Source organism: Mesorhizobium sp. RCAM 06353 (assembly GCF_059683585.1).
This window is the reverse complement of sequence record NZ_CM185031.1, coordinates 2,154,755-2,177,500: the sequence shown is the minus strand read 5'-3', so window position 1 is coordinate 2,177,500 and position 22,746 is coordinate 2,154,755. Positions and strand designations below refer to the sequence as shown.

The 22,746-nt window shown below is 64.0% G+C and carries 22 protein-coding genes (1 of these 22 running past the window's edge); 6 read left to right on the top strand and 16 right to left on the bottom strand.

All coding sequences use genetic code 11. The features are described 5' to 3' along the window. Positions 1-141 carry the final stretch of a M23 family metallopeptidase gene (locus tag AC56QX_RS10310; protein WP_497115715.1) on the top strand. Its footprint begins 1,830 nt before the window's first position, so the window shows 141 of its 1,971 coding nt (coding positions 1,831-1,971); the start codon falls outside the window, past its left edge; the stop codon is at positions 139-141. Between the two features lie 12 nt (positions 142-153). Here AC56QX_RS10310 and AC56QX_RS10305 read toward each other — a convergent pair whose 3' ends face one another. Beyond that, positions 154-1,713 (bottom strand): MFS transporter, encoded by a 1,560-nt coding sequence (locus AC56QX_RS10305; protein ID WP_497115713.1) that lies wholly within the window; start codon positions 1,711-1,713, stop codon positions 154-156. 152 nt (positions 1,714-1,865) lie between these two features. On the opposite strand from AC56QX_RS10305, the gene AC56QX_RS10300 reads away from it, so the two are divergent. Further along, positions 1,866-2,498 carry a TMEM175 family protein gene (locus tag AC56QX_RS10300; protein WP_497115711.1) on the top strand — a complete coding sequence of 211 codons (633 nt, stop codon included), beginning with the start codon at positions 1,866-1,868 and terminating at the stop codon, positions 2,496-2,498. On the opposite strand, the gene AC56QX_RS10295 is transcribed toward AC56QX_RS10300, so the two are convergent. The 8 genes from AC56QX_RS10295 to AC56QX_RS10260 form a co-directional block, all read right to left on the bottom strand. After that, on the bottom strand, positions 2,472-3,986 hold the full coding sequence (locus AC56QX_RS10295; RefSeq protein WP_497115710.1) for a L,D-transpeptidase family protein: 1,515 nt from the start codon (positions 3,984-3,986) through the stop codon (positions 2,472-2,474). The genes AC56QX_RS10300 and AC56QX_RS10295 overlap by 27 nt on opposite strands. 148 nt (positions 3,987-4,134) lie before the next feature. Continuing rightward, entirely contained in the window at positions 4,135-4,500 is a 366-nt protein-coding gene (locus tag AC56QX_RS10290; RefSeq protein ID WP_497115708.1) for an MmcQ/YjbR family DNA-binding protein, read from the bottom strand. Between the two features lie 59 nt (positions 4,501-4,559). Beyond that, positions 4,560-7,166 carry an ATP-dependent chaperone ClpB gene (gene clpB, locus AC56QX_RS10285; protein WP_497115707.1) on the bottom strand — a complete coding sequence of 869 codons (2,607 nt, stop codon included), beginning with the start codon at positions 7,164-7,166 and terminating at the stop codon, positions 4,560-4,562. 220 nt (positions 7,167-7,386) lie between these two features. Next, on the bottom strand, positions 7,387-8,352 hold the full coding sequence (locus AC56QX_RS10280; protein WP_497115705.1) for a DUF4167 domain-containing protein: 966 nt from the start codon (positions 8,350-8,352) through the stop codon (positions 7,387-7,389). Positions 8,353-8,663: 311 nt separating this feature from the next. Further along, positions 8,664-9,536 (bottom strand): peptide chain release factor N(5)-glutamine methyltransferase, encoded by an 873-nt coding sequence (gene prmC, locus AC56QX_RS10275; protein ID WP_497115703.1) that lies wholly within the window; start codon positions 9,534-9,536, stop codon positions 8,664-8,666. Then, positions 9,529-10,608, bottom strand: coding sequence for a peptide chain release factor 1 (gene prfA / locus AC56QX_RS10270; RefSeq protein WP_477440609.1), 1,080 nt, complete (start codon positions 10,606-10,608; stop codon positions 9,529-9,531). The genes prmC and prfA overlap by 8 nt, the downstream gene beginning before the upstream one ends. A gap of 10 nt (positions 10,609-10,618) precedes the next feature. After that, positions 10,619-12,889 carry a phosphoenolpyruvate--protein phosphotransferase gene (ptsP, locus tag AC56QX_RS10265; protein ID WP_475456979.1) on the bottom strand — a complete coding sequence of 757 codons (2,271 nt, stop codon included), beginning with the start codon at positions 12,887-12,889 and terminating at the stop codon, positions 10,619-10,621. An 83-nt stretch (positions 12,890-12,972) separates the two neighbouring features. After that, complete coding sequence (locus tag AC56QX_RS10260; RefSeq protein WP_027041672.1) at positions 12,973-14,226, bottom strand: aspartate kinase; 1,254 nt, start codon at positions 14,224-14,226, stop codon at positions 12,973-12,975. A 246-nt stretch (positions 14,227-14,472) separates the two neighbouring features. Between AC56QX_RS10260 and AC56QX_RS10255 the strand changes: the two genes are divergently transcribed. Together AC56QX_RS10255 and ubiG are read left to right on the top strand one after the other, a co-directional pair. After that, on the top strand, positions 14,473-16,314 hold the full coding sequence (locus tag AC56QX_RS10255; RefSeq protein WP_497115700.1) for a CHASE3 domain-containing protein: 1,842 nt from the start codon (positions 14,473-14,475) through the stop codon (positions 16,312-16,314). A 182-nt stretch (positions 16,315-16,496) separates the two neighbouring features. Continuing rightward, positions 16,497-17,246, top strand: a complete 750-nt coding sequence (gene ubiG, locus AC56QX_RS10250) for a bifunctional 2-polyprenyl-6-hydroxyphenol methylase/3-demethylubiquinol 3-O-methyltransferase UbiG (protein WP_027031212.1) — start codon at positions 16,497-16,499, stop codon at positions 17,244-17,246. Positions 17,247-17,274: 28 nt separating this feature from the next. On the opposite strand, the gene AC56QX_RS10245 is transcribed toward ubiG, so the two are convergent. Continuing rightward, positions 17,275-18,165 (bottom strand): DMT family transporter, encoded by an 891-nt coding sequence (locus tag AC56QX_RS10245; RefSeq protein ID WP_497115698.1) that lies wholly within the window; start codon positions 18,163-18,165, stop codon positions 17,275-17,277. Between the two features lie 97 nt (positions 18,166-18,262). Between AC56QX_RS10245 and AC56QX_RS10240 the strand changes: the two genes are divergently transcribed. Beyond that, complete coding sequence (locus AC56QX_RS10240; RefSeq protein ID WP_497115696.1) at positions 18,263-18,748, top strand: MarR family winged helix-turn-helix transcriptional regulator; 486 nt, start codon at positions 18,263-18,265, stop codon at positions 18,746-18,748. Positions 18,749-18,752: 4 nt separating this feature from the next. Here AC56QX_RS10240 and AC56QX_RS10235 read toward each other — a convergent pair whose 3' ends face one another. Genes AC56QX_RS10235 through AC56QX_RS10220 form a run of 4 tightly spaced genes read right to left on the bottom strand, consistent with a single transcriptional unit; the run spans position 18,753 to position 21,136 of the window. Beyond that, on the bottom strand, positions 18,753-19,178 hold the full coding sequence (locus AC56QX_RS10235; protein WP_497115695.1) for a DUF1178 family protein: 426 nt from the start codon (positions 19,176-19,178) through the stop codon (positions 18,753-18,755). Beyond that, positions 19,175-20,041 carry a carbon-nitrogen hydrolase family protein gene (locus tag AC56QX_RS10230; protein WP_497115693.1) on the bottom strand — a complete coding sequence of 289 codons (867 nt, stop codon included), beginning with the start codon at positions 20,039-20,041 and terminating at the stop codon, positions 19,175-19,177. The genes AC56QX_RS10235 and AC56QX_RS10230 overlap by 4 nt, the downstream gene beginning before the upstream one ends. A gap of 10 nt (positions 20,042-20,051) precedes the next feature. Then, the gene (grxC, locus tag AC56QX_RS10225) at positions 20,052-20,321 is read right to left on the bottom strand and encodes a glutaredoxin 3 (RefSeq protein ID WP_497115691.1); all 270 of its coding nucleotides are present in this window, start codon (positions 20,319-20,321) and stop codon (positions 20,052-20,054) included. A 26-nt stretch (positions 20,322-20,347) separates the two neighbouring features. Continuing rightward, positions 20,348-21,136 (bottom strand): ComF family protein, encoded by a 789-nt coding sequence (locus AC56QX_RS10220; protein ID WP_497117723.1) that lies wholly within the window; start codon positions 21,134-21,136, stop codon positions 20,348-20,350. 76 nt (positions 21,137-21,212) lie between these two features. On the opposite strand from AC56QX_RS10220, the gene AC56QX_RS10215 reads away from it, so the two are divergent. Continuing rightward, positions 21,213-22,085 (top strand): methyltransferase domain-containing protein, encoded by an 873-nt coding sequence (locus AC56QX_RS10215; RefSeq protein ID WP_497115690.1) that lies wholly within the window; start codon positions 21,213-21,215, stop codon positions 22,083-22,085. Between the two features lie 20 nt (positions 22,086-22,105). Here AC56QX_RS10215 and AC56QX_RS10210 read toward each other — a convergent pair whose 3' ends face one another. Next, the gene (locus AC56QX_RS10210) at positions 22,106-22,288 is read right to left on the bottom strand and encodes a Flp family type IVb pilin (RefSeq protein ID WP_027041683.1); all 183 of its coding nucleotides are present in this window, start codon (positions 22,286-22,288) and stop codon (positions 22,106-22,108) included. A gap of 110 nt (positions 22,289-22,398) precedes the next feature. Then, entirely contained in the window at positions 22,399-22,716 is a 318-nt protein-coding gene (locus tag AC56QX_RS10205; protein ID WP_497115688.1) for a hypothetical protein, read from the bottom strand. Positions 22,717-22,746: the final 30 nt, after the last annotated feature.

Genomic DNA, 22,746 nt, shown 5'->3' with positions numbered 1-22,746 from the left:
CGCGTCCGCCTGCCGGTCGGCAAGGTGCTGAAGGGCGACGACCTCGTCGCCTTCAAGCGCGAGCGCGAGCGCATCGACGATCTGCTGAAGCAGGAAGATGGCAATTCGCTGAAGGTTGCCAGCGCCAAGATCGAAGGCTGACCCGTCGGATTTTCAGTCCAGCCTGGATTCGGCGCGCCGCGACCAAGGCAGTGGCGAGCCGGAAATTGTCGTCCACGCAATGACGGCGGAAAGCAGGCAAAGCAGCGCCGTCACCGAAGAGACCACCGAAAAGGCGGCGTCGCCGGCGGCTAGCCTTGCCGCATCGAGCGCCGGCGCAAGGTCGGTCGGCGCTGGTTCGCCAAAGCCTGGCACGCCTGATATCGCACTCCCGTCCAATGCATTGGCGTAGACCCAGGCGGCCAGCGACCCCATCGCCGCCACCGCGATCAGGCCGCCGATGCGCGAGACGGCATTGTTGATGCCCGAAGCTGCCCCTGTATCCTTGTCTTCCACCGCTGTCATGATCGCGGTCGACAGCGGTGACACGACCAGTGCCATGCCGAGCCCCATTAGAGCCATCAGCGGAAACGTTCCCGTCCAGAAATTGTGGATGCCGGCGTGGGTGAGCAAGGCAAGCCCGGCGAAGGCGAAAGCCACGATCAGGCTGCCGCAGGCGATCGGGAAACGCGGCCCGATCCGGTCCGACAATTGGCCGACCGGTCCCGAGAGAAGCGCGATCGATGCCGACAGCGGCAGGAAGATGAAGCCGACTTCGGCCGTGCTCAGCCCCCAGCCGGCGATCAGCAGCATCGGCAGATAGAAAAGATTGGCCGACAGCGCGAAATAGAGGAAGAAGGTCGCGAGATTGGCGCCGGCGAAGGCGCCGATGCGAAACAGGCTGAGGTCGATCATCGGCTCGCGCTGCCGCTTTTCGAACAGGATGAAGACGACAAGCAGCACGATGCCGGCGACGATGCTCGGCCCTGCCATATGGCCCTCGCCGCTGGAGCTCATCGAGGTCAGCCCATAGGCAAGTGCGCCGAAGGCCAGTGTCGCCAGCGCGCCACCACCGAGATCAAGGCTGCGTTTTTCCGTCGGTGCATCGGCCGGAATCTTGGCAAGCAAGAGAGAGATCGAGATCAGGCCGAGCGGCAGGTTGACGGCGAAGATCGCCCGCCAGATGCCGCCGCCGAAAACCGACAGCACGAGGCCGCCGAGCACCGGGCCAAGCGCGGTGGTCAACGCGGAGGCGGCCGCCCAGATGCCGATCGCGCGGCCGCGTTCTTTCTTCGGGTAGGCCTTGGCGATGATGGCGAGGCTGCCCGGCACCATGATCGCCGCACCAATGCCCTGGAGGGCACGAAACGCGATCAGCACGACAGCGTTCGGCGCCAGCGCACAGGCGAGCGACGCAGCGACAAACAGCACAATGCCGGCGACGAAGGCGCGGCGCAGCCCGAACCGGTCGCCAGCGGCCCCGCCGGCAAGGATCAGCGCCGACAACGTCAAAGCATAGGCATTGGAAATCCACTGCGCCTCGGCAAGGCTGGCACCGAGGTTGACGCGGATCGCCGGCATGGCGATGGCCAGGATCGATCCGTCGATGAAGCCGAGCGCCGAGGCCAGGATCGCCGCGATCAGCACGAATCGCCGCTGCGATTGCGGACAGAACGTCCCGTTCGCAACCGGGCTGGTCAGCGGGACGGCGGCGGCTTCGCTTGGTGAATGCATGGCACCCTGCTTAGACCCCAAGCGCGCCGGCAACAACCGGCCAGCAGCTTGCAGTCCTTGAAACCAGCCAGTTGGCCAGGATGCGCACACGCCGGATGCAAACGGCGGCAGTCATGCTAAGTTTTCTGGAAGGCGGCAGGCGGGAGAAACCGATGAAGCGTCCTCTTGAAGCATCGGCGAAAGGGCGCGGCCGCATTGTCGGCATCACCGACGGCGTCTTCGCCATCGCGCTCACGCTGATCGTGCTCGAGATCAGGGTGCCGGCGCATGAGGCTGTCCATTCCGAGCACGATCTGCTTGCCGCCATCGCGGCCCTCGCGCCGCGCTTCCTGACCTACGCCTTGAGTTTCCTGACCCTGACCATCTTCTGGTTCGGCCAGCAGGCGCAACATGGGCTCATCGCCAGATCCGACCGGCGGCTTGCGACGCTGAACCTCTGCTTTCTTGCCTTTATCGCCCTGCTGCCGTTCTCGACCGACCTTCTGGCCGACTTTCTCGAATTCAGGACCGCGGTACTGGTCTACTGGCTCAACCTGCTGATGCTAGGCCTCACCTTGTTCGCCAGCTGGCGCTATGCGGAGAAGAACGGCTTTGTCGCGGAAGATGTCGACGCCGAAACGAAGCGCACGGTCTATCTGCGCATCGTCAAGGCGCAGATCCTGTGGGCGGTCGGCGCGCTACTCTGCCTGATCAACCCTTTGCTCAGTGTCGGCTTCATTCTGGTCGTGCAGTTGATCTATGCCGCTGCGCTGCGCGGCTCATTGCTGCGCAACGTCATCGGCTGAAGGTCCGCCGACGAACTCCACGGTGACGCCTGGCGACACCAGCTTGGCGAGTTCGCGCGCGTCCCAGTTGGTCAGGCGCACGCAGCCATGACTTTCGGTCTTGCCGATCTTCGACGGTTCCGGCGTGCCATGAATGCCGTATGTCGGCTTGTCGAGCGCGATCCAGACCGACCCGACAGGTCCGTTGGGGCCCGGCGGAACGGTCAGAATCTTGTCGTTCTGACCCTGCTTGAAATTGATGTTCGGGTTGTAGGTGTAGTTCGGGTCGAGCGCGATGCGCGACACGGCGTGGATGCCGGTGGGCGACGGCGTGTCGGCCGAGCCGATGGTCGCGGGATAGGCTGCGACCAGCTTGCCGCCCGCATCGTAGGCGTAGACTTCTTTCTTGGTCTTGTCGGCGACGATGCGCGCGACCGGTGTCGAGACCAGCTTGCCGAAATTGGCGACCTTGATGATCGTGCCGGGGCTATTGAAGTCGAGACCCTTGTTGATCGACTTCAGATAGTTCTCGTCCATGTGGAAGCGCTCCGCCAGCGCCTCGGTGACAGAGGTGTAGCACATGCAGTTGAGCTGCGCCTTCTGGCTGTAGTCTTCCGGGATCGAGGCGACATAGGGGCCGGCCGCATCCTCGGCTGTGATGGTGTAACTGGCGAAAGCATCGCCGCCGGATTGTGCCAGTGCTGCCTGGATGCCGACCGAGTCGGTCGATTTCAGATTGCTGCCGGTGATCTGGTTATAGGCGGCCAAAGCCTTGTCGACGTTCGAGCCGAAGCGACCGTCGATGACGCCGGGCGAAGCACCGCCCCGATCGAGGAGGACCTGCAATGCCGCGACATCCTGGCGGGCTCCCAGCGACAGCGACGGATCGACGGCGGCCTTGCCGCTGGTGTCCGGCGGCAGGGCCGCCTGCGTTTCCGGATTGGTCTGCTCCACGTCCGGCTGCGTCGGATCGATCGAGGCCTCGTTGAGCGGCTTGCGCTTGATGGTGCCTGGCTTTGCCGGCTGCGGCGCGTCGGGATAGTTATCGTAACTGCCGTCGTCCTGCGGCGCCGGCGGATAGGCCTCTACGGAATTATCACTATTGGGATCGTATTCATCGGCCGGCGGCGGGATGACCCGGCCTTCCTCTTCCAACTGCTTGCGGCGGAACCGCGCCATGTCTTCCGGATCGTCGAGATAGTAGCGATCATCGTCGGCGGGAGCGCGGCCCAACTCGCGCAACCTTGTCTCGCGGCGCAGCGCACGCCGGTCAAGCCGTGTCTGCGGCGGCTGGATGGCGATCACCTTGCCGGTATCGGCATCGACGATGACGCGGTTGCCGCGGGCGTCGTAGTAGATGTCCAGATTTCCGTCCTGCGCGACAAGAATGCCGCCATCATTGGCGGCGCGGGCAACTCTTGGTGCGTTGTCCTGTGTCGGCGCGGCAATCGCGGCAGAAGACACAAGCCCGGCGGCAAGCGCCGAAAGGGCGAAGATCGTGCGGAACATCGTGGCCAAACTCTCCGGTCCGTAATTGCCGCCGCTCGGCGTTGTTCTTTGGCGAACCCCTTCGCCAGCAAACCAGTTACCCCACCATATGGTTCCAACATGAACCGGGCATGAAGATGGCGGATTCCGGCGTATCGACGAATATCAGCTAGCTTGGGGCGAGCCCCAATTCCTTGCGCGCCTGCTTGGTCAGCTTCAGGGCGACAAGGCGATGGCTCTCGCACAGATAGTCCTTCAGCGCAGCATCATCCATGCTCTGGCTTGTCCGACGCTGGATCCATGTCATACCGCGCGAAGCAAGGTATGGCGCGGGCAGCAAGCCCGGCTGTTCCTTCAACACATCATAGGCCATGTCGGAACATTTGAAGGTGACGAAGAGCTGCTGGCCCTGATCCCAGCCGCCGATCGCAAACACCTTGGTCCCGACCTTCCAGACATGGGCGCCGCCCCACTGGACGACATGGTTTGTCGCGGGCAGCGAGGCGCAGAAGCCGTTGTAGTCGTCCAGCGTCATCCGCCCCCCACCATCACTATGAAAACGCCGCGCGTCCAGCCTGCACGCGCGGCGTTGAATCAGGCCGCCGCTTCGGTCGCGACGACTGTCGGCTTCGACCGGAAGTTCAGCCGGTCGGAACCGGATGTGACCTTGACAGTCGAGCCGTCGAGAATCTCGCCGAGCAGGATCTTCTCCGCCAGCGGATCCTGCAGTTCCTTCTGCATCACCCGCTTCAGCGGCCGCGCGCCATAGGCGGGGTCATAGCCCTTGGCCGCCAGCCACTCGACCGCCTCGTGATCCAGCGACAGTGTGATCTTGCGATCGACAAGCAGGCTTTCCAGCCGCTTGAGCTGGATCTCGACAATGCGGTCCATGTCCTTGCGGCGCAGCCGGTGGAACAGGATCACTTCGTCGACGCGGTTGAGGAACTCCGGCCGGAACGACGCCTTGACCACATTCATCACCTCGTCGCGCACGGCGTCGACATCCTGGTCCTCGCCGAGATTGACCAGATATTCGGCGCCGAGGTTCGACGTCATGATGATCAGCGTGTTGCGGAAATCGACCGTGCGGCCCTGGCCGTCGGTCAGACGCCCGTCGTCGAGCACCTGCAGCAGCACGTTGAAGACATCGGGATGCGCCTTCTCGATCTCGTCGAACAGCACGACCTGATAGGGCCGGCGCCGCACCGCTTCGGTCAGCGCGCCGCCCTCCTCATAGCCGACATAGCCGGGAGGTGCACCGATCAGCCGGGAAACCGAGTGCTTCTCCATGAACTCCGACATGTCGATGCGCACCATGGCGCTGTCGTCGTCGAACAGGAAGCTTGCCAGCGCCTTGGTCAGTTCGGTCTTGCCGACGCCCGTCGGCCCGAGGAAAATGAACGAGCCGATCGGCCGGTTCGGATCCTGCAGGCCGGCGCGAGCGCGGCGTACAGCCTTGGAAACGGCCTGCACCGCCTCGCCCTGGCCGACGACACGCTTGCCAATCTCGTCTTCCATGCGCAGCAGCTTGTCACGCTCGCCCTGCAGCATCTTGTCGACCGGAATGCCGGTCCAGCGCGAGACGATATGGGCGACGTGGTCGGGCGTGACCACTTCTTCGACCATGCCGACCTTGCCGTCCTGGGCCTCGGCTTCCTTCAGCTTCTTTTCCAGTTCCGGGATCTTGCCATAGGCAAGCTCGCCGGCGCGCTGGAATTCACCTTTGCGCTGGGCAATGGCGAGGTCGTTGCGTGCCTCGTCGAGCTGCTTCTTCAAGTCGGCGGCAAGCCCGAGCTTCTGCTTCTCGGCCTGCCACTTGGCGGTGATCTCGGTCGATTCCTCCTCGAGACCGACAAGCTCCTTCTCCAGGCGGGCAAGCCGGTCCTTCGAGGCGTCATCCGTCTCGACCTTCAGCGCCTCGCGCTCGATCTTGAGCTGCATGATGCGGCGGTCGATCTCGTCCAGCGCCTCGGGCTTGGAATCGACCTGCATCCTGAGCCGCGAGGCGGCCTCGTCGACCAGGTCGATCGCCTTGTCCGGCAGGAAGCGGTCGGCGATGTAGCGGTTGGACAGCGTCGCCGCCGCCACCAGCGCCGAGTCGGAGATACGCACCTTATGGTGCTGCTCGTACTTCTCCTTCAGGCCGCGCAGGATCGAGACGGTGTCCTCCACCGTCGGCTCGTCGACAAAGACCGGCTGGAAACGGCGGGCAAGTGCCGGATCCTTCTCGACATGTTTTCTGTACTCATCGAGCGTGGTCGCACCGATGCAGTGCAGTTCGCCGCGCGCCAGAGCCGGCTTCAACAGGTTCGACGCATCCATCGCCCCATCTGCCTTGCCGGCGCCGACCAGCGTGTGCATCTCGTCGATGAACAGGATGATCCCGCCAGCGGCCGAGGTGACTTCCGAAAGCACGGCCTTCAGCCGCTCCTCGAACTCGCCGCGATATTTGGCGCCGGCGATCAGCGCGCCCATGTCGAGCGCCATCAGCTGCTTGTCCTTCAGTGATTCCGGCACGTCGCCATTGACGATGCGCAGCGCCAGGCCTTCGGCGATCGCCGTCTTGCCGACGCCCGGCTCGCCGATCAGCACCGGATTGTTCTTGGTGCGCCGCGACAGCACCTGGATGGTGCGGCGGATCTCGTCGTCGCGGCCAATCACGGGGTCCAGCTTGCCCGCGCGGGCATCAGCCGTGAGATCGCGCGCGTACTTCTTCAGCGCGTCATAGCCCTGCTCGGCACTCGCCGAATCGGCGGTGCGGCCCTTGCGGACATCGTTGATGACCTGGTTCAGCGCCTGCGCGGTGACGCCGGCCTTGGCCAGGATGTCGGCGGTTTTTGCCGACTTCTCCATGGTGAGCGCTTGCAGCAGCCGCTCGACGGTGACGAAGCTGTCGCCGGCCTTCTTGGCCAGTTCTTCCGCCGTCGAGAACACCTTGGCCAATGGCTGCGCCAGATAGAGCTGGCCGTTGCCGCCTTCGACTTTCGGCATCGCCTCGAGTGCCGTCTCGACGCCAAGCTTGACGTCGCGGACATTGCCGCCGGCACGCTCGATCAACGACGCGGCCAGGCCCTCGTCATCGTCGACGAGCACCTTCAAAATGTGTTCAGGGGTGAATTGCTGGTGATTGCGGGAGAGCGCCATAGTCTGTGCGGACTGGATAAAGCCGCGCACGCGCTCGGAGTATTTCTCAAGGTTCATATCTGTCTCCTTCCATCACCGGCCCGCTTTGCGGCACCGGATCAGATTGCGGTGACGGATCCGCCCATTTGAGCCGGATCCTGTTCAGCCGAGATATGGTGCATGGGCCATGCCGTCTCAAGACGCCTTGATATCGGTCAATGCATAATATTCCACGTCAGCCCAAACGAAAACGGCGGAGATTTCTCCCCGCCGTTCAACGTTTTGAAGTGCTGTTCGATCAGTTGTCGATATCGACAATCACCGGCTCGGCATTGCCGCTGTCGACGGGGCTGGCTGCCACCTCGCCCGCATCGGCGTTGTCGCTACCGCCATCGACCTGATCGGCGTTTGTGCGCGGGCGGCGCGGACGGCGCGGGCGACGGGCAGCACCGCTCTCGGCGGCCGCCTCGTTGAGCTCGGCCTGGGCGGCAAGAGCCGCTGGCGAGAAACTCTCGAACAGGGGAGCCGGCTCGGCTGCCGCAACGATCTCGACCGGTGAAGCGGACTCTGCCTGTGCGTCTGCCTGGACCGGGGCCTCGTTGCGCTGCTGGCCACCTTGATCGGAGGACGAAGCAAAGTCGCGCTGGCCGTTCTGGCCGTAGCCGCCATTAGGGCGACGATCACGATGGCGCCCGCCATTGTTGTCGCGGCCGTTGTTGCGCCCGCCATTGTTGTCGCGCCCACCATTGTCACGCCCGCCATTGTCTCGGTTGTCGCGACTGTTTTCCCGGTTCAGCGCGACCTCGGCCGGCGTGCCTTCGATGACCGGCTGCGGGCCGGCGCCATGGTTGGCTACCGGAACCTGGGCATCGGAAACATTGTTGCTGTTGTTGCCGGAATTGTCGAAGTCGTCACGATCCTCGTCGCCGTCATCGTCGAAATCATCGCGATTCTGTTGCGCATTCTGGATCGGCATCTGCGCCTGCGCGGCGGCAATGATGCGATTGTAGTGTTCGGCGTGCTGGAGGTAGTTCTCCGCCATGACCCGATCGCCGGAGCTGTGCGCGTCACGGGCCAGGGTGGCGTATTTTTCGGCGATCTGCTGAGCCGATCCGCGGATCTTCACGTCCGGGCCGTTGCTCTCGTAGTTGCGCGTCAGAGGGTTCGGCCCCTTGCGGTTGTTGTTGTTGTTATTGTTGTTGCCACCGCCGCCGCCATTGTTGTTGCGACCGCGCATGCGCCTGTTCTGCTGTTGTGGCCTCATTCGACTCTCTTCATTTTGAAATTTTTGAAAAACTCGTCACGAACGGTGGCGCTCATGCAGCCAGCCGTTTGGTTTCTTCACCGGCGTTCGCCCGCATCAATTGCGTTGGCGCCACGTGCCATCCTGTTCCGGTTACATCACTTGCCGGACGATTCCCGCACGAAGCTTGGGCGTCGTTTGCGCAAGAAGGCAGCTATTTCCAAGGAGGACCGAATCGCTAAGAGCACTGCCTGCTTCGTCTCATCCGGTTGCGGCGACCCTAGCCGCATTCCCTGGTATTGCCAAGCGGTTTTTTCGCTGTGCGTCAAGGCTTATCCCCATTGAAAGACAAGAACCCTGTCGTTTCCGCCGAGATCGCGGAAAGCAGCGGCTGATGCATAACCTGCCGCCTTGAATATATCCGTAACCTCGTCGCGTTGCGTGTGGCCGATCTCGACCGCAATCCTGCTTTCGGCTTCAAGAAACCGTGCCGCCTCGGCGGCAATGATCCTGTAGGGGTTCAGCCCGTCCACACCGCCATCCAGGGCCAGGCGCGGGTCGAAATCGCGGACCTCGTCCTGCAGATTTCCAATGTCTTGTGAGGGTATATAGGGAGGATTTGCGGCAATTACATGGTATCGGCCGGAAACTTTTTCGAACCAATCCGACTGCAGTACCGTGAACCGGGCGCCAAGCCCAAGTTGTCCGGCATTACGGGCCGCCGTTGCCAGCGCGCCGGCGGAAATGTCGACACCGGTGGCGATCGTGGCCGGCACCGCGCTCAGCAGCGCCAGCGCGATGGCCCCCGTGCCGGTGCCGAGATCAAGGATGCGGCAGGCGCCTTGCCGCGCGGCCATTGCCTTGACGAAAGGCAGCACCGCCTCGACCAGCGTCTCGGTATCCGGCCGCGGCTCCAGCGTTTCCGGCGACAGCGCCAGGCGCAAACCGTAGAATTCGCGGTAGCCGAGGATGCGATGCACCGGTTCGCCACCGGCTCGGCGCCTCAGGGCGGCGTCGATCGCGGCGATGGCGTTCCTGTCGATCCTGCGTTCGGGTTCGGCAACGGCCTGCGTGCGCGTCGTGCCGGAAAAATGTTCCACGATCAGGCGCGCGTCGAGCGCCGGGTCATCGACCGCGGTCGCCGCAAGCCTGGCCCGCGCTTCCCGCAGCAGCGGCGCCAGCGCCTCGGGCAGCGGGTCAGCCATCAAGACCGATATCGGCCAGCAGCTTCGATTGGTGATCGGCGATCAGCGCGTCGATGACTTCGTCGAGTTCGCCCATCATCACCCGGTCGAGCTTGTAGAGCGTCAGGTTGATGCGATGGTCGGTGACGCGGCCTTGCGGGAAATTGTAGGTGCGGATGCGCTCCGAACGGTCGCCGGAGCCGACCTGGGATTTGCGCGATTCGGAACGCTCCTCGTCCGCTTTGCTGCGCTCCAGATCATAAAGCCGGGCGCGCAGGATCTGCATGGCCTTCGCCCGGTTCTGGTGCTGCGACTTTTCCGCCTGCACCACCATGATGCCGGTCGGCAAATGGGTGATGCGCACTGCAGAATCGGTGGTGTTGACGTGCTGGCCGCCCGAGCCCGAGGCGCGCATCGTGTCGATGCGGATGTCCTCGGCACGGATCTCGATGTCGACCTCTTCCGCTTCCGGCAGCACGGCGACGGTCGCAGCCGACGTGTGGATGCGACCGCTGGCCTCGGTCGCCGGCACGCGCTGCACGCGATGCACGCCGGATTCGAATTTCAGATGGGCAAACACCCCCCGGCCGGAAATGGTGGCGATGATTTCCTTGAAACCGCCGGCGTCGCCGTCGCTGGCCGATACGGTCTCGAACCGCCAGCCGCGCTCGGCGGCATAGCGCTCATACATGCGAAACAGGTCGCCGGCGAAAAGCGCGGCTTCATCGCCGCCAGTGCCGGCACGGATTTCAAGGATGGCGTTCTTGTCGTCGGCGGCATCCCTGGGCAACAGAAGGACCTGAATGTCCTTCTGCAGCGCCTCGATGCGCTCCTCCACCCCGGGCAGATCCGCTTCGGCCAGCGCCCGCATCTCGGCGTCGGTGCCCTTGTCGGCGAGCATCGCTTCGAGGTCGGCCTGCTCATGCTCGGCCGAGCGCAATTCCCTGACCTTGGCCACCATGTCCTGCAGCTCGGCATATTCCGATGCCATCTTCACATAGGCATCCGGCGCCGGTCCGGCCGACATCTGCGCTTCGAGCATCTCGAAACGCTTGACGACTTGATCCATACGATCGCGGGGCAAATTGACCATGATGAGGGCCCTACAACGGGATCGAACGATCGTCGGCGAAGGCCTGCAGCAGCGCCCGCATCGGCAACCCTTGCGCCGGCGCCATCAGATTGTCGTCGAAGAACGCCGTCAGCTCGTCCAGCGGCAGCTCCGTCAGCATCGCCTTGACCGGACCGATCGAGGCTGGCGACATCGAGATCGAACGGAAGCCGAGACCGATCAGTGCCATGGCGGAAATGGGTTTTCCGGCAAGTTCGCCGCACAGTGTCACCGGCGTGTGGTTGCGGATGCCGGCATCGGCGATCTGCTTGAGCACGCGCAGGAACGGCGCTGACAGCGTGTCGAAGCGGTTGGCCAATTGCGTGTTGCCGCGGTCGACCGCCATGACGAACTGGAACAGATCGTTCGAACCGACCGAGACGAAATCGACGGCTTTCATCAATTCGTCGAGCTGGAACAGCAGCGACGGCACTTCCAGCATGGCGCCCAGCTTGAGGCTGGTCGGCAGATGATGGGCAAAGCGCGAGAGATGCCGCACCTCGCGGTCGATGATCTCGCGCGCCTGGGCGATCTCGCCAAGCTCGGTCACCATCGGCAGCATCAGCTTGAGTTCGCGCCCGCCGCTGGCCTTCAGCAATGCGCGGATCTGGGTACGCAGCAGGCCGGGCCGGTCAAGTGTCAGCCGGATCGCCCGCCAGCCGAGCGCCGGGTTCTCTTCCTGGATGGCGCCCTTGAAGTAGGGCAGCACCTTGTCGCCGCCGATATCGATGGTGCGGAAGGTAACTGGCTTGCCGCGCGCCGCCTCGAGCACGTCGCGGTAGAGCTTTTCCTGCGCCTCGGCACGCGGAAAGGTCGAGGCGACCATGAACTGCAGTTCGGTGCGGAACAGCCCAATGCCGGCGGCGCCCGCCTCGGCCAGCTGCGGCAGATCGACGGCAAGCCCGGCATTCATCAAGAGATCGACTTGGACGCCGTCCCTGGTCGTCGACGGCTTCTTGCGCAGCTCGCGATAGACCTCTTGCCGGCGCGCGCGGAACCGCACCTTTTCGGCATAGGCGGCTTCGAGATCGGACTGCGGCCGCAGATGGATTACGCCTTCCTCGCCGTCGACGATGATGGCATCGCCGTTTTCCGCCATGGAAACGGCGCCCTTCATCTGGCCGGCAACGGGAATACCCATGGCGCGCGCGACGATGACGACGTGGCTGGTGGCTGCGCCATCCTCGAGCACCAGCCCGCGCAATTTGTCGCGGGGATAGTCGAGCAGTTCAGCGGCTCCCATCGAACGGGCAACGATGATGGCGTCCTTCGGCAGCGAGTTGGCGACATCCTCCGGCCCGCGCCCCATCAGCTGGCGCAGCAGCCGGTTGGCGAGATCGTCGAAATCGCTCATCCGCTCGCGCAGATAGGGATCTGTCATGTGCAGCATGCGCGCGCGCATGTCGCTCTGCACTTTTTCCACCGCCGCTTCCGCCGTCAGGCCGTTGCGGATCGCCTCTTCCAGCCGCCGCACCCAGCCGCGGTCATTGGCGAACATGCGATAGGCTTCCAGCACCTGGCGATGTTCGCCCTCGAAGGCGACGTCGCGGCGCTCCAGCATGTCATCGATGGAGAGCCGCAACGAGCCGAGCGAGGTCTCGAGCCGCCGGACCTCTTCCTCGCTGTCCTCGTTGAACAGATTGGTGACGACGATGCGCGGCTCGTGCAGCACGACATGGCCAAGCCCGACGCCATCGTTGAAGGACAGGCCGGTGAAGCTGACAGGCCGGCGCAGGTCGAGTTCGAGGCCAGGCCGGGTCAGCCGCGCCAGGTCGCCGGTGGCGATCATCTCGGCGATGACCATGGCGGTGGTTTCCAGCGCCTCGACCTCGTCATCGCGGTAATGGCGCATGGTCTTGTTCTGCACGACCAGGACGCCCAGCGTGCGCCCTGCCCTGAGCACCGGCACGCCAAGGAAGGAATTGTAGATCTCTTCCCCGGTCTCCGGCAGATAGGCGAAGGCCGGATGTTCCTGCGCGTTGGAAAGATTGAGCGGCCGCGCGCTTGCCGCAATGGTGCCGACCAGGCCTTGCCCGAGCCGCAACTGCGCCAGGTGGACAGCGTTCGGGTTCAGACCCTCGGTGGCGTAGAGTTCGAGCACCGAATCGGCGCGCAGCACGTAGAGCGAGCAGACTTCGGCGACCATGTTGGAAGCGATGTCGCGCACGATCCGGTCGAGCCGCTCCTGCGGCTCCAGCGGCTCCTGCATGAGCTCGCGGAGCCGTTTCAGCAAAACGCGCGGGCCACTGGCCTGGTCACGCATCGCGGCTTCTTCTCCAATGGGCATATTGCCCGCCGCAGTTTCCACTGCGACCGGCGCACACGCAACAACTCAAATCGTTCTCGCTACTGCTTATCCAGACCGTAGACGGAATGCAAAGTGCGAACCGCGAGTTCTGTGTACGGACCGTCGATCAGTATCGAAATCTTGATCTCGGAGGTGGTGATGGCGCGGATATTGATCGCCTTGTCGGCCAGCGCCTTGAATGCGGTGGCGGCGACACCGGCATGGCTCCTCATGCCGATGCCGATGACCGAAACCTTCGACATGCCGGCTTCCGACTGCACGACATCGTAGCCGATCTCGGCTTTCAAGCGCTCCAGCACGACAAGTGCCTTGTCGACGTCGCCGGAAGGCACCGTGAAGGTCATGTCGGTGAACTTGCCGTCCTCGGAGATGTTCTGGACGATCATGTCGACATTGATGTTGGCCTCGGCCAGCGGCCCGAAGATACCGGCGGCGACGCCAGGGCGGTCGCCGACGCGGCGCAGCGAAATCTGGGCCTCGTCCTTGGCGTAGGCAATTCCGGTGACGACCTGCTGTTCCACGATCTCTTCCTCGTCGCAAATGAGCGTTCCCGGAGGATTGAGCAAATCCCCCATTCCGGGCGCGTCGGGATCGTCGAAGGACGACCGCACGAAGGTACGCACCCTGTGCACCATGGCAAGCTCGACCGAACGCACCTGCAGAACCTTGGCGCCGAGCGAGGCCATTTCAAGCATTTCCTCGAACGAGATCTTGGCCAGCCGCCGCGCCTTGGGCTCGATGCGCGGATCGGTGGTATAGACCCCGTCGACGTCGGTGTAGATGTCGCAGCGGTCGGCCTTGACCGCCGCGGCGATGGCGACCGCGCTGGTGTCTGAACCGCCACGGCCAAGCGTGGCGATGCGATTGTCCGGTCCGATGCCCTGGAAGCCGGCGATGACAGCCACCTGGCCTTCGCCGAAGCGCTTGATCAGGAAGGCGCCGTCAATGTCGAGGATGCGCGCCGCGCCGTGCGCGTTGTCGGTCTTGATCGGGATCTGCCAGCCCTGCCAGGAACGCGCATGTACGCCCATGTTCTGCAGCGTGATGGCCAGCAGACCAGCGGTGACCTGTTCGCCGGAGGCGACGACCGCGTCATATTCGCGTGCGTCGTGCATCGGCGAGGCCTCGCGCGTCCAGCCGACCAGTTCGTTGGTCTTGCCGGCCATCGCCGAGACCACCACGGCCACCTCATGGCCGGCATCGACCTCGCGTTTGACGTGACGCGCCACATTGCGGATGCGGGCGATGTCGGCGACGGAGGTTCCGCCGAATTTCATCACGATACGCGCCATGGAAGCGAAATGCCTTTGACTGAAGCCGGCCCGGAGCCGAAAAAGAAGGAAAGCGCCCGGCTGGCGCCGGCCGCTGAATGCGCGGCCTCCTTAGCCAAATGCTTTCGGTTTCGCAAGGCTGGCGGCGGAATGCCGGCTCAAGAAGACGGCGTATTGCCTTCCGGGACCGTGCCGCTTACCAAATGCTGCCCGCGGGGAATTCCTCTTGGTTCGGCATAACAGATGATTGCTCGTCTTCGACGCGCCATGCGATTGCAATCGCTCCCGCTTGCCGTCGGCTTCGCCGTGCTTGCTCTGATCGTCGGCACCCGCGCCCTGCTGGTCGAGGGCCAGCGGGCCAATCGTGCTGCTGCACGCGAGACAATCGAATACCAGGAACAGCTTTCCGGACTGCTTTCATTGGCGCAGGACGCCGAGAGCGGCCAGCGCGGCTACCTGCTGACCGGCGAGAGATCCTACCTCGAACCGTACCAGAAGGCTGTCGATGCGATTCCTGGGCAACTTGCCCGCATCGATGCCATGACATCATCCAACGATCAGCTTGCCCCGCAGATCAGCCACATCAAGGACGCGCTTTCGCAAAAACAGGCCGAGCTGGCGGAGACGATCGCGTTCTACGACAAGGGCGACGCGACCGGGGCCTTGCAACTGGTCCGCAGTGGCCAGGGCAAGGCCGCCATGGACGAGATCCGCGCCAGCATGGATACGATCCGGCGCATCGGCGCCGCCGACATCGCCGCGCGCGACGAGCATACCGACCAGGTCGAGGCCTGGCTGCGCATCGGTTCGCTGGCCGCCCTCATCGCGATCTTCCTGCTCGGCGCCTACACGATCCGCCAATCCCGCCGCCGCTTCCGCGAGGTCGCAACTGCCCAGGAAGAGCTGATGCGCAAGAACATCGAGCTCGGCAGCGAGATCCAGACACGCGAAAAGGCCGAATCCCAGATACGCCAGATGCAGAAGATGGAGGCCGTCGGCCAATTGACCGGCGGCATCGCCCACGATTTCAACAACATGCTGGCGGTGATCCTCAGCGCCATGAACCTTGCCCAACGCAAGCTGAAGCGCGGCGAGAATGATATCGAGAAATTCATCGAGGCCGCGACGGACGCCGCGACACGCGCGGCCAATCTGACCGGCCGGCTGCTTGCCTTCTCCCGTCAGCAGCCCCTGGCGCCGCAGGTGGTCGACACCAACCGCCTGGTGACGGGCATGTCCGACCTTCTGCACCGTGCGCTCGGCGAAGGCATCCGCATCGAAACGGTGCTGGCGGGCGGCCTGTGGAAAACCCATGCCGACCCCAGCCAGATCGAGAATGCAATCCTGAACCTGGCGGTCAACGCTCGTGACGCGATGGGCGAAGAGGGTAAGCTGACCATCGAGACCGCCAACAGCCATCTCGACGACAGCTACGCCGCTACCCATGCCGAGGTGATCGCCGGCCAATATGTGATGATCGCGGTCAGCGATACCGGTGAGGGCATGTCAGCGGACGTAATGGCCAAGGCTTTCGAGCCTTTCTTCACCACCAAGCCGGTCAACAAGGGCACGGGACTTGGGCTGAGCCAGGTGTTCGGCTTCGTCAAGCAGTCGGGCGGCCACGTCAAGATCTACTCCGAGCTGGGCGAAGGCACGACGATCAGGATCTATCTGCCCCGGTTTTTCGGGCCGGAGGAGCCGGCAGCGCCCGCCGGGCTCGGCAAGAACCCCGCCAAGGCCACCGAAACGATCCTCGTCGTCGAGGACGACGCCCGCGTGCGGGCCGCCACGACAGACGCCATGCGCGAACTTGGCTACACGGTCATCCACGTTGGAAGTGGCCAGGAGGCCCTTCAGGAGCTGGCGGAGACACCTGGCATCGCCCTGCTTTTCACGGACATCGTCATGCCGGTAATGAATGGCCGCAAGCTCGCCGAGGAGGCGGTCGCGCGCCAACCCGGCCTGAAAGTCGTCTTCACCACCGGTTTCACCAGGAATGCAGTCGTCCACAACGGCGTCCTCGACCATGACGTGCACTTCCTGGCCAAGCCGTTCACCATCGAGCAGCTCGAGGCCAAGCTGCGCGACGTGCTGGACGCGAAACGATAGCTGGCGCCTTCGGCAACGCCGCCGCTCTGTCGCCCCGCTCCTTGGCAGCATTGAAAAAAGCTGCCTTGACATTCCCGCCCCCACGCCCGACTTCCTAGCGCTCTGAAGCAAGTTCAGGAAAAGTGTGAAACGGTTTTCCGTCCGGAATTGCGACAAATCAAAGAGCTCTAGGAGACCAACCAATGCCTGAGCCCCGACGATCGACGATCGATGCCGGAGAAGTGGAACGCTTTTCCGCCCTTGCCGCCGAATGGTGGAACCCGAACGGCAAGTTTCGTCCGCTGCACAAATTCAATCCGGTCCGGCTTTCCTATATCCGCGACCAGATAGCGGCGCGCTTCGGCCGTGATCCGCGCGCAGCGCGGCCGTTCGAGGGCCTGCGCATCCTCGATATCGGCTGCGGCGGCGGCCTGTTGTGCGAGCCGATGGCGCGGCTTGGCGCCGAGGTGGTCGGAGCGGATGCCTCCGAAACAAACATCGAAGTCGCGAAACTGCATGCGGCCGAAGGCAATGTGAGCGTCGACTATCGCGCCACGACGGCCGAGGACCTTGCCGACGCCGGCGAGACATTCGACGTCATCCTCAACATGGAAGTGGTCGAGCATGTCGCCGACATCGACCTGTTCGTCGCCAAATGCGGGCAGATGGTCCGCCCCGGCGGCATCATGTTCGTGGCCACCATCAACCGCACGCTGAAGGCGCTGGGCCTGGCCATCATCGGCGCCGAATATGTGCTGCGCTGGCTGCCGCGCGGCACCCACCAGTTCGGCAAGCTGGTGCGCCCGGAAGAACTGGAAAAGGCACTCGGCGGCGCCGGCCTGACGATCATCGACCGCACAGGCGTCACCTACAATCCGCTTGCCGACCGCTGGGCACGGTCGAAGGACATGGACGTCAACTACATGGTGCTGGCGGAAAAAGGCTCGGTCTGATCCTGTCTCGTTTCAGGTATCTGATCCACTACGCCTTCTGGTTTTGCGCCCTGGTGGTGATGACGACGCCGACGGTGATGATGACGGCGCCGATCCAGGTCAGCAGCTGATAGTGTTCGCCAAGGAAGATCGTGCCGGCAAACAGCCCGACGGCGGCCGCCACATAGCCGATCTGGCTGAGATAGACCGGCCCGCCGACCGCTTGCAGCCGGAAGAAGAAGGCGAACATCGCCGATGCCGACGCGACTTGCGCGACGACGACCAGGGGCACGCCGCCGAGCGGAACGAAGGCCTTGATGCCAAACAGGGCGAGAATGCCAGCCAGCAGCAGCGTCGCCGATGCCAGATGGCTGCCGACGGCAAGCTCGATCGGGCCGGTGCCCTCCGGCCAGTCCACCGTGCGGTAGATGTTGCCGGCAGCAAGGCTGACCGGGATCAGCAGCCCCATCATCACCCAGAACAGATCGGCCGGCTGGCCGGCCTCGCCGCGCGTCACCGCCACCATGACGGCGCCGACGAAGCCGACGGCAATACCGAGAATGCCCAGCATGTTGGGGCGCCGCACACGCAGCAGGATCGAAAACACCAGTGTGATCACAGGAGACAGCGTGAACATGATGCCGGTATAGCCGGCGCCCAGATGCGGGATGGCCGAGAACATCAAGAGATTGGGGACGGCATAGGACACGGCGGCCGTGACGAAGAAATAACGCAATTTGTGCGCGGTGAGCCGGACACGCTCCCCGCGCGCCAAGAGCGCGCACAACAGCACGCCGCCGGCGCCGAGCGAGATGACGAAGGCCCAGGCCATAGCCGGCACACCGGCCGCCGTGGCAAGCTTGCCGAACGGCAGCGTCAGGCCGAGCAGGCCGCCGGTGACGACCAGCAGGCCGAGCGCCGATTCCCAGAGAAGTTTCATGATCGAGCCCTGTGGTGCGCGGCCACTTGGCCAGCGTTACATCTTGCGGTAAGATAATGGAAAGATTCTTAACATCAAGATATTTAATGGTGAGACAGTGGACAGGGCAGCGCGTGCGATTGAGCAATGGAAACGGGAGCGGCCGGAGCTTGATGTCTCGCCGATGGGCGTGCTCGGGCGGTTGAACGAGGCCTCGTCGCTGATCGCTCGCGACCGCCTCGCTCCGCTGTTTGCCCGTTTCGGGCTGCAGGCCGGTGAATTCGACGTGCTGGCGACACTGCGCCGCTCAGGCTCCCCTTACGCGCTGACGCCGACAGCTCTCTACGAGGCGACGATGGTAACATCGGGCGCCATGACTAACCGGCTCGACCGACTGGAGAAGGCCGGATTGATCCTGCGCGGCCCGCACCCCAACGACCGGCGTGGCATTGTCGTGCAGCTTACCGAGAAAGGTCTGGCCTTGATCGACGAGGCCCTGACCGCCCACGTCGCCAACGAACACGAGATTCTCGCGGGCCTGACCCGCACTGAGCAGGAGACGCTTTCACGCCTGCTTGAGAAGCTGATCAGCAGCCTGAGCTGACCGCTCAGTTCCTATCGTCCGGAAACACCGGGATCGGCATGAACTCGACGCCGTCATCTGCCAGGCCTTTGGCCTCTTCCAGCGTCGCCTCGCCATAGATGCCGCGCGCATCGGTTTCGCCGAAATGGATCTTGCGCGCTTCCTCGGCGAACTTGTCGCCGACATAGTCGGCATTCTCGCGCACCTTCTCGGCCATCGCCTTGAGTTGCGCCAGGGCCTGTTTCTGCGCCTCGCCCATGGCAAGCGCTATGGTTTCCTGTTTGCGCGCCGTCGAGACGGCCGGCGCCATCAGCGCTTTCTGCACCTTGTGCGAGCCGCAGCTCGGACAATCGACGAAGCCACGCTTCTTCTGGGTGTCGAAATCGTCATTGCTGCGAAACCAGCCCTCGAACTGGTGCTCGTGCTCGCAAATGAGGGCAAAGCGGATCAAGAGGCAGCACCCCTGAGACGCGGCGCCTCCGCCGCACCGGCATTGACGGCAAAATCCCGCGCATTTTTCAAATTGGGGATCTTCTTGCGCGCCGCAAGCGACTGCGCCGGGTCGATCTCGGCGACGATCACGGCAGGCTCGTCATGCGCGGCTTCCGCCAGGATGCGGCCCCAGGGATCGACGATCAGCGAATGGCCATAGGTCTCGCGGCCGTCCTCATGCAGGCCGCCTTGCGCGGCCGCAATGACATAGGCGCCGTTCTCGATGGCGCGAGCTCTGAGCAACACATGCCAGTGCGCCTCGCCGGTCTGACGGGTGAAGGCGGCGGGCACGGTCAATACATCGGCCCCCGCCAGCGCCTCGGCGCGGAACAGTTGCGCGAAACGCAGATCGTAGCAGACCGCAAAGCCCAGCCTGGCGCCGGCAACCCCGGTCACGACGGCCTCGGTGCCTGGTTCGTAGGCGGCGGATTCGCGCCAGGACTCGCCATTGTCGAGATCGACATCGAACATGTGGATCTTATCGTAGGTGGCGAGCACCGCACCGTCCGGATCAAACAGCAGCGCCCGGTTGGCGAGCTTGCCGTCGGCGCGCAGGATGGCGGTCGAGCCTATATGCAGGAAGACGCCGAGTTCGCGCGCCAACCTGCGCGCGGTCGCGACGATGATGTCCTTGTCTTCGGAGATGAAGGAGGCCGCACGCGCTTCCTTGTCGCGGATCAGCGCCCCGGTCATTTCAGGCGTCTGGATGTAGGTCGCGCCCTGGGCCGCCGCTTCACGCACCAGCCGTTCGAGGTCGACCGCATTCCGCTCTGGGCTTTCGCCTGAACGCATCTGGACCGCCGCAGCCTTGAAAACACCCATTGTCACACCCTCAAATCGTCGCGCCGTTGGCGAGCAGTCTGTCCAGCCGGCCCTCGGCCTCCAGCTCGTGGAGGTCGTCACAGCCGCCGACATGCGTGTCGCCGATGAAAATCTGCGGAAAGGTCGTACGCCCGTGCGCCTTGGAAATCATCTCCTGGCGCAGTTCCGGCGAAAACGAAGCATCGTGCTCGGTGTAAGTGACGCCCTTGCGCTCCAGCAACCGCTTGGCCGCCGTGCAGTAGCCGCACATCATGCGTGTATAGATCGTGACATCGACCATGACGAATTTCCGCTTTCGTTGCCGACTTATATAGTCGCGGACTCGTCCGCCCGGAAGTCCCCCGGCAACACACGCGCAAAGGTCAGCACGTCGACGGCGGCCGCACCTCCCCTTTTCAGCGCCTTGGTTGCCGCGCGCACGGTGGCGCCCGTGGTGTAGACGTCGTCGATCAGAAGCACCCTGCGGCCGGCGATCTCGATTTCCGCCTCGGCCGGCACGCGAAAGGCAGCGCGCACATTCTCCTCGCGCTCCTGCCGCTCCAGCCCGACCTGCTGGCGGGTGAGTTTCACGCGCCGCATGGCGGAGGGCGCGAAAGACAGCCCGCTGAGCTCGCAAACCCCGCGCGCCAACTCCGCCGACTGATTGAACCGCCGCCGGAAGAAGCGCCGCCAATGCAGCGGCACCGGCACCACCACATCGGCCTCGGCGATGAGATCGGCGCCGGCGCGCACCATCCAGCGCGCCATCCAAGGGGCGAGATCGGTGCGATCCTGGTATTTCAGCCCTTGCACCATCTGGCGGGCGACGCCGGAATAGGCGACGGCAGCCCGCGCCCGCTCGAAGGGTGGCGGATCGGCGATCGCTTCCGCCGACAGAAAGCCCTCGCCCATATGATGGGTGAACGGCGTGCCCATCACCGGGCACCAGGGCCGCTCCAAGAGCCGTAACTTCGGCCAGCAGGCGCCGCACAACACGCCCGGCTGCGAAACATGCCGCCGGCATCCGGCGCAGACCGGCGGAAACAGGATCCGAGCCGGCCAGCCGAGAGCCAAGCAGGTGAGGTTCCTGATCCTGATGGACTTGATCTCTGACATCGGATCGGCCACGTGGTTGGTTCTCCACGCCACCATACCAATTATATCGGGGGCGTCGACAAACAAGGATCCCCCGTTGCAGCCAATAATGGATACCGATCTCTGGCTGGCGCACAAGCGGCGTGCGCTCACCCATCCGGTCGACGGTGCCGATTTCCTGATGAACCGGGCCGCCGAGGACTTGGCCGACCGGCTGGGCGCCGTCGAACGCCGGTTCGCCAAAGCGGCGGTGCTGTTTTGCCAGACGCCGGCCGCCGCCGGCGTGCTCGCCGCGAGCGGCAAGGTGACGGAGATCGTCCGCGTCGAAACGGACGCGGCTTTCCTGAACGGTGCCGCCGGCTTGGTCGCACCACTGGAAACCGTGCCGTTCGAGCCGCAAAGCCTCGATCTGGCGGTGTCGCTTCTGTCGCTGCAGGCGATGAACGACATTCCCGGAATGCTGATCCAGATCCGCCGCGCGCTGCGGCCGGACGGGCTTTTCCTCGGCGCCTTCGCCGGCGCCGGCACACTCAGTGAGTTGCGCGAGTGTCTGCTGGCGGCCGAGACCGAGCTTTACGGCGGCGCCAGCCCGCGCGTCATCCCGTTCACCGACGTACGCGATGCTGGTGCGCTGCTGCAACGCGCCGGTCTCGCTCTGCCGGTCGCCGATGTCGAGACCGTGACGGTGCGCTATGCCAATTTGTTTGCCTTGATGGCCGACCTGCGCGCCATGGGCGAAACCAGCGCGCTTACCGATCGCAGCCGCCGGCCGGGCACGCGCGGACTGTTTGCCCGTGCCGCGGAAATCTATGCCGAGCGGTTTTCCGACCCCGACGGCCGGATCCGGGCAAGTTTCTCGATGGTGTGGATGTCTGGCTGGGCTCCCGATGCATCGCAACAAAAACCGTTGAAGCCTGGTTCAGCCAAGGTCTCGCTGAAGGCTATACTGGAGGGTTCCGGCGAATCCTGATGCGGTCGTCGCGATTGCCGTCAAGGCGAAGCGAAGGCGTTCGCAAGCCTGCTGGTGTTGTTGCTGAACAGCCAGGTGAGCGAGTTGAAGACCTGGCCGATGCCGCCGATGATCGTCAGCGACAGTACACAGACGATCAAGGCGTATTCGACGGCTGTGGCGCCGGTCTCGTCCGTCAGAAAACGCAGCAGCATTGTTTTCATCACCTCGATCCCCCTTTCCATGACCTTACCGCCGATCTGTTAAGAAAGGTTAATGGCAAAGCCTTAACAGGCGGTGAAACCGCCCCCTTCTCGAGAATATCTTAACCATGTCAGCAGTCGCCGCTGGTCCTGCCGTCGGAGCCGATGATGCAGACTGAATCGGGCTGCGGCTGCAGCACGCTGCGGCGCACCGTGTAGGTGCTGCGGTGGCTGATCGAGCCGGTGGCTGTCATGTCGAGACCGCCGGGAAAATCATCGCGCGCCGATTGCCAGCGCGTCTTGCTGTCGAGGAAAGGGGTCGCGATCAGCGCCAGCGCCACCGCGGCCGATCCGAACAGCAGCGTGATGCGCAGGATGCCCATACCGGCATCGGCGGCACGAAAGCTACGGTCGGGCCGGATCGAATCCCAATCCCTGTCCAGGCTCATACTATCGCTCCCCAGCGAATTGGCGACGCG

Excerpts from the sequence above, each read along its gene's own strand:
- AC56QX_RS10300 (WP_497115711.1), top strand. The coding sequence starts at position 1,866 with ATGAAGCGTCCTCTTGAAGCATCGGCGAAAGGGCGCGGCCGCATTGTC.
- AC56QX_RS10255 (WP_497115700.1), top strand. The coding sequence starts at position 14,473 with ATGCGATTGCAATCGCTCCCGCTTGCCGTCGGCTTCGCCGTGCTTGCT.
- prmC (WP_497115703.1), bottom strand. The coding sequence starts at position 9,536 with ATGGCTGACCCGCTGCCCGAGGCGCTGGCGCCGCTGCTGCGGGAAGCG.
- AC56QX_RS10295 (WP_497115710.1), bottom strand. The coding sequence starts at position 3,986 with ATGTTCCGCACGATCTTCGCCCTTTCGGCGCTTGCCGCCGGGCTTGTG.
- AC56QX_RS10205 (WP_497115688.1), bottom strand. The coding sequence starts at position 22,716 with ATGAGCCTGGACAGGGATTGGGATTCGATCCGGCCCGACCGTAGCTTT.
- prfA (WP_477440609.1), bottom strand. The coding sequence starts at position 10,608 with ATGGTCAATTTGCCCCGCGATCGTATGGATCAAGTCGTCAAGCGTTTC.
- AC56QX_RS10305 (WP_497115713.1), bottom strand. The coding sequence starts at position 1,713 with ATGCATTCACCAAGCGAAGCCGCCGCCGTCCCGCTGACCAGCCCGGTT.
- ubiG (WP_027031212.1), top strand. The coding sequence starts at position 16,497 with ATGCCTGAGCCCCGACGATCGACGATCGATGCCGGAGAAGTGGAACGC.
- AC56QX_RS10260 (WP_027041672.1), bottom strand. The coding sequence starts at position 14,226 with ATGGCGCGTATCGTGATGAAATTCGGCGGAACCTCCGTCGCCGACATC.
- ptsP (WP_475456979.1), bottom strand. The coding sequence starts at position 12,889 with ATGCGTGACCAGGCCAGTGGCCCGCGCGTTTTGCTGAAACGGCTCCGC.
- clpB (WP_497115707.1), bottom strand. The coding sequence starts at position 7,166 with ATGAACCTTGAGAAATACTCCGAGCGCGTGCGCGGCTTTATCCAGTCC.
- AC56QX_RS10280 (WP_497115705.1), bottom strand. The coding sequence starts at position 8,352 with ATGAGGCCACAACAGCAGAACAGGCGCATGCGCGGTCGCAACAACAAT.
- AC56QX_RS10210 (WP_027041683.1), bottom strand. The coding sequence starts at position 22,288 with ATGAAAACAATGCTGCTGCGTTTTCTGACGGACGAGACCGGCGCCACA.
- grxC (WP_497115691.1), bottom strand. The coding sequence starts at position 20,321 with ATGGTCGATGTCACGATCTATACACGCATGATGTGCGGCTACTGCACG.
- AC56QX_RS10245 (WP_497115698.1), bottom strand. The coding sequence starts at position 18,165 with ATGAAACTTCTCTGGGAATCGGCGCTCGGCCTGCTGGTCGTCACCGGC.
- AC56QX_RS10230 (WP_497115693.1), bottom strand. The coding sequence starts at position 20,041 with ATGGGTGTTTTCAAGGCTGCGGCGGTCCAGATGCGTTCAGGCGAAAGC.
- AC56QX_RS10290 (WP_497115708.1), bottom strand. The coding sequence starts at position 4,500 with ATGACGCTGGACGACTACAACGGCTTCTGCGCCTCGCTGCCCGCGACA.
- AC56QX_RS10220 (WP_497117723.1), bottom strand. The coding sequence starts at position 21,136 with ATGTCAGAGATCAAGTCCATCAGGATCAGGAACCTCACCTGCTTGGCT.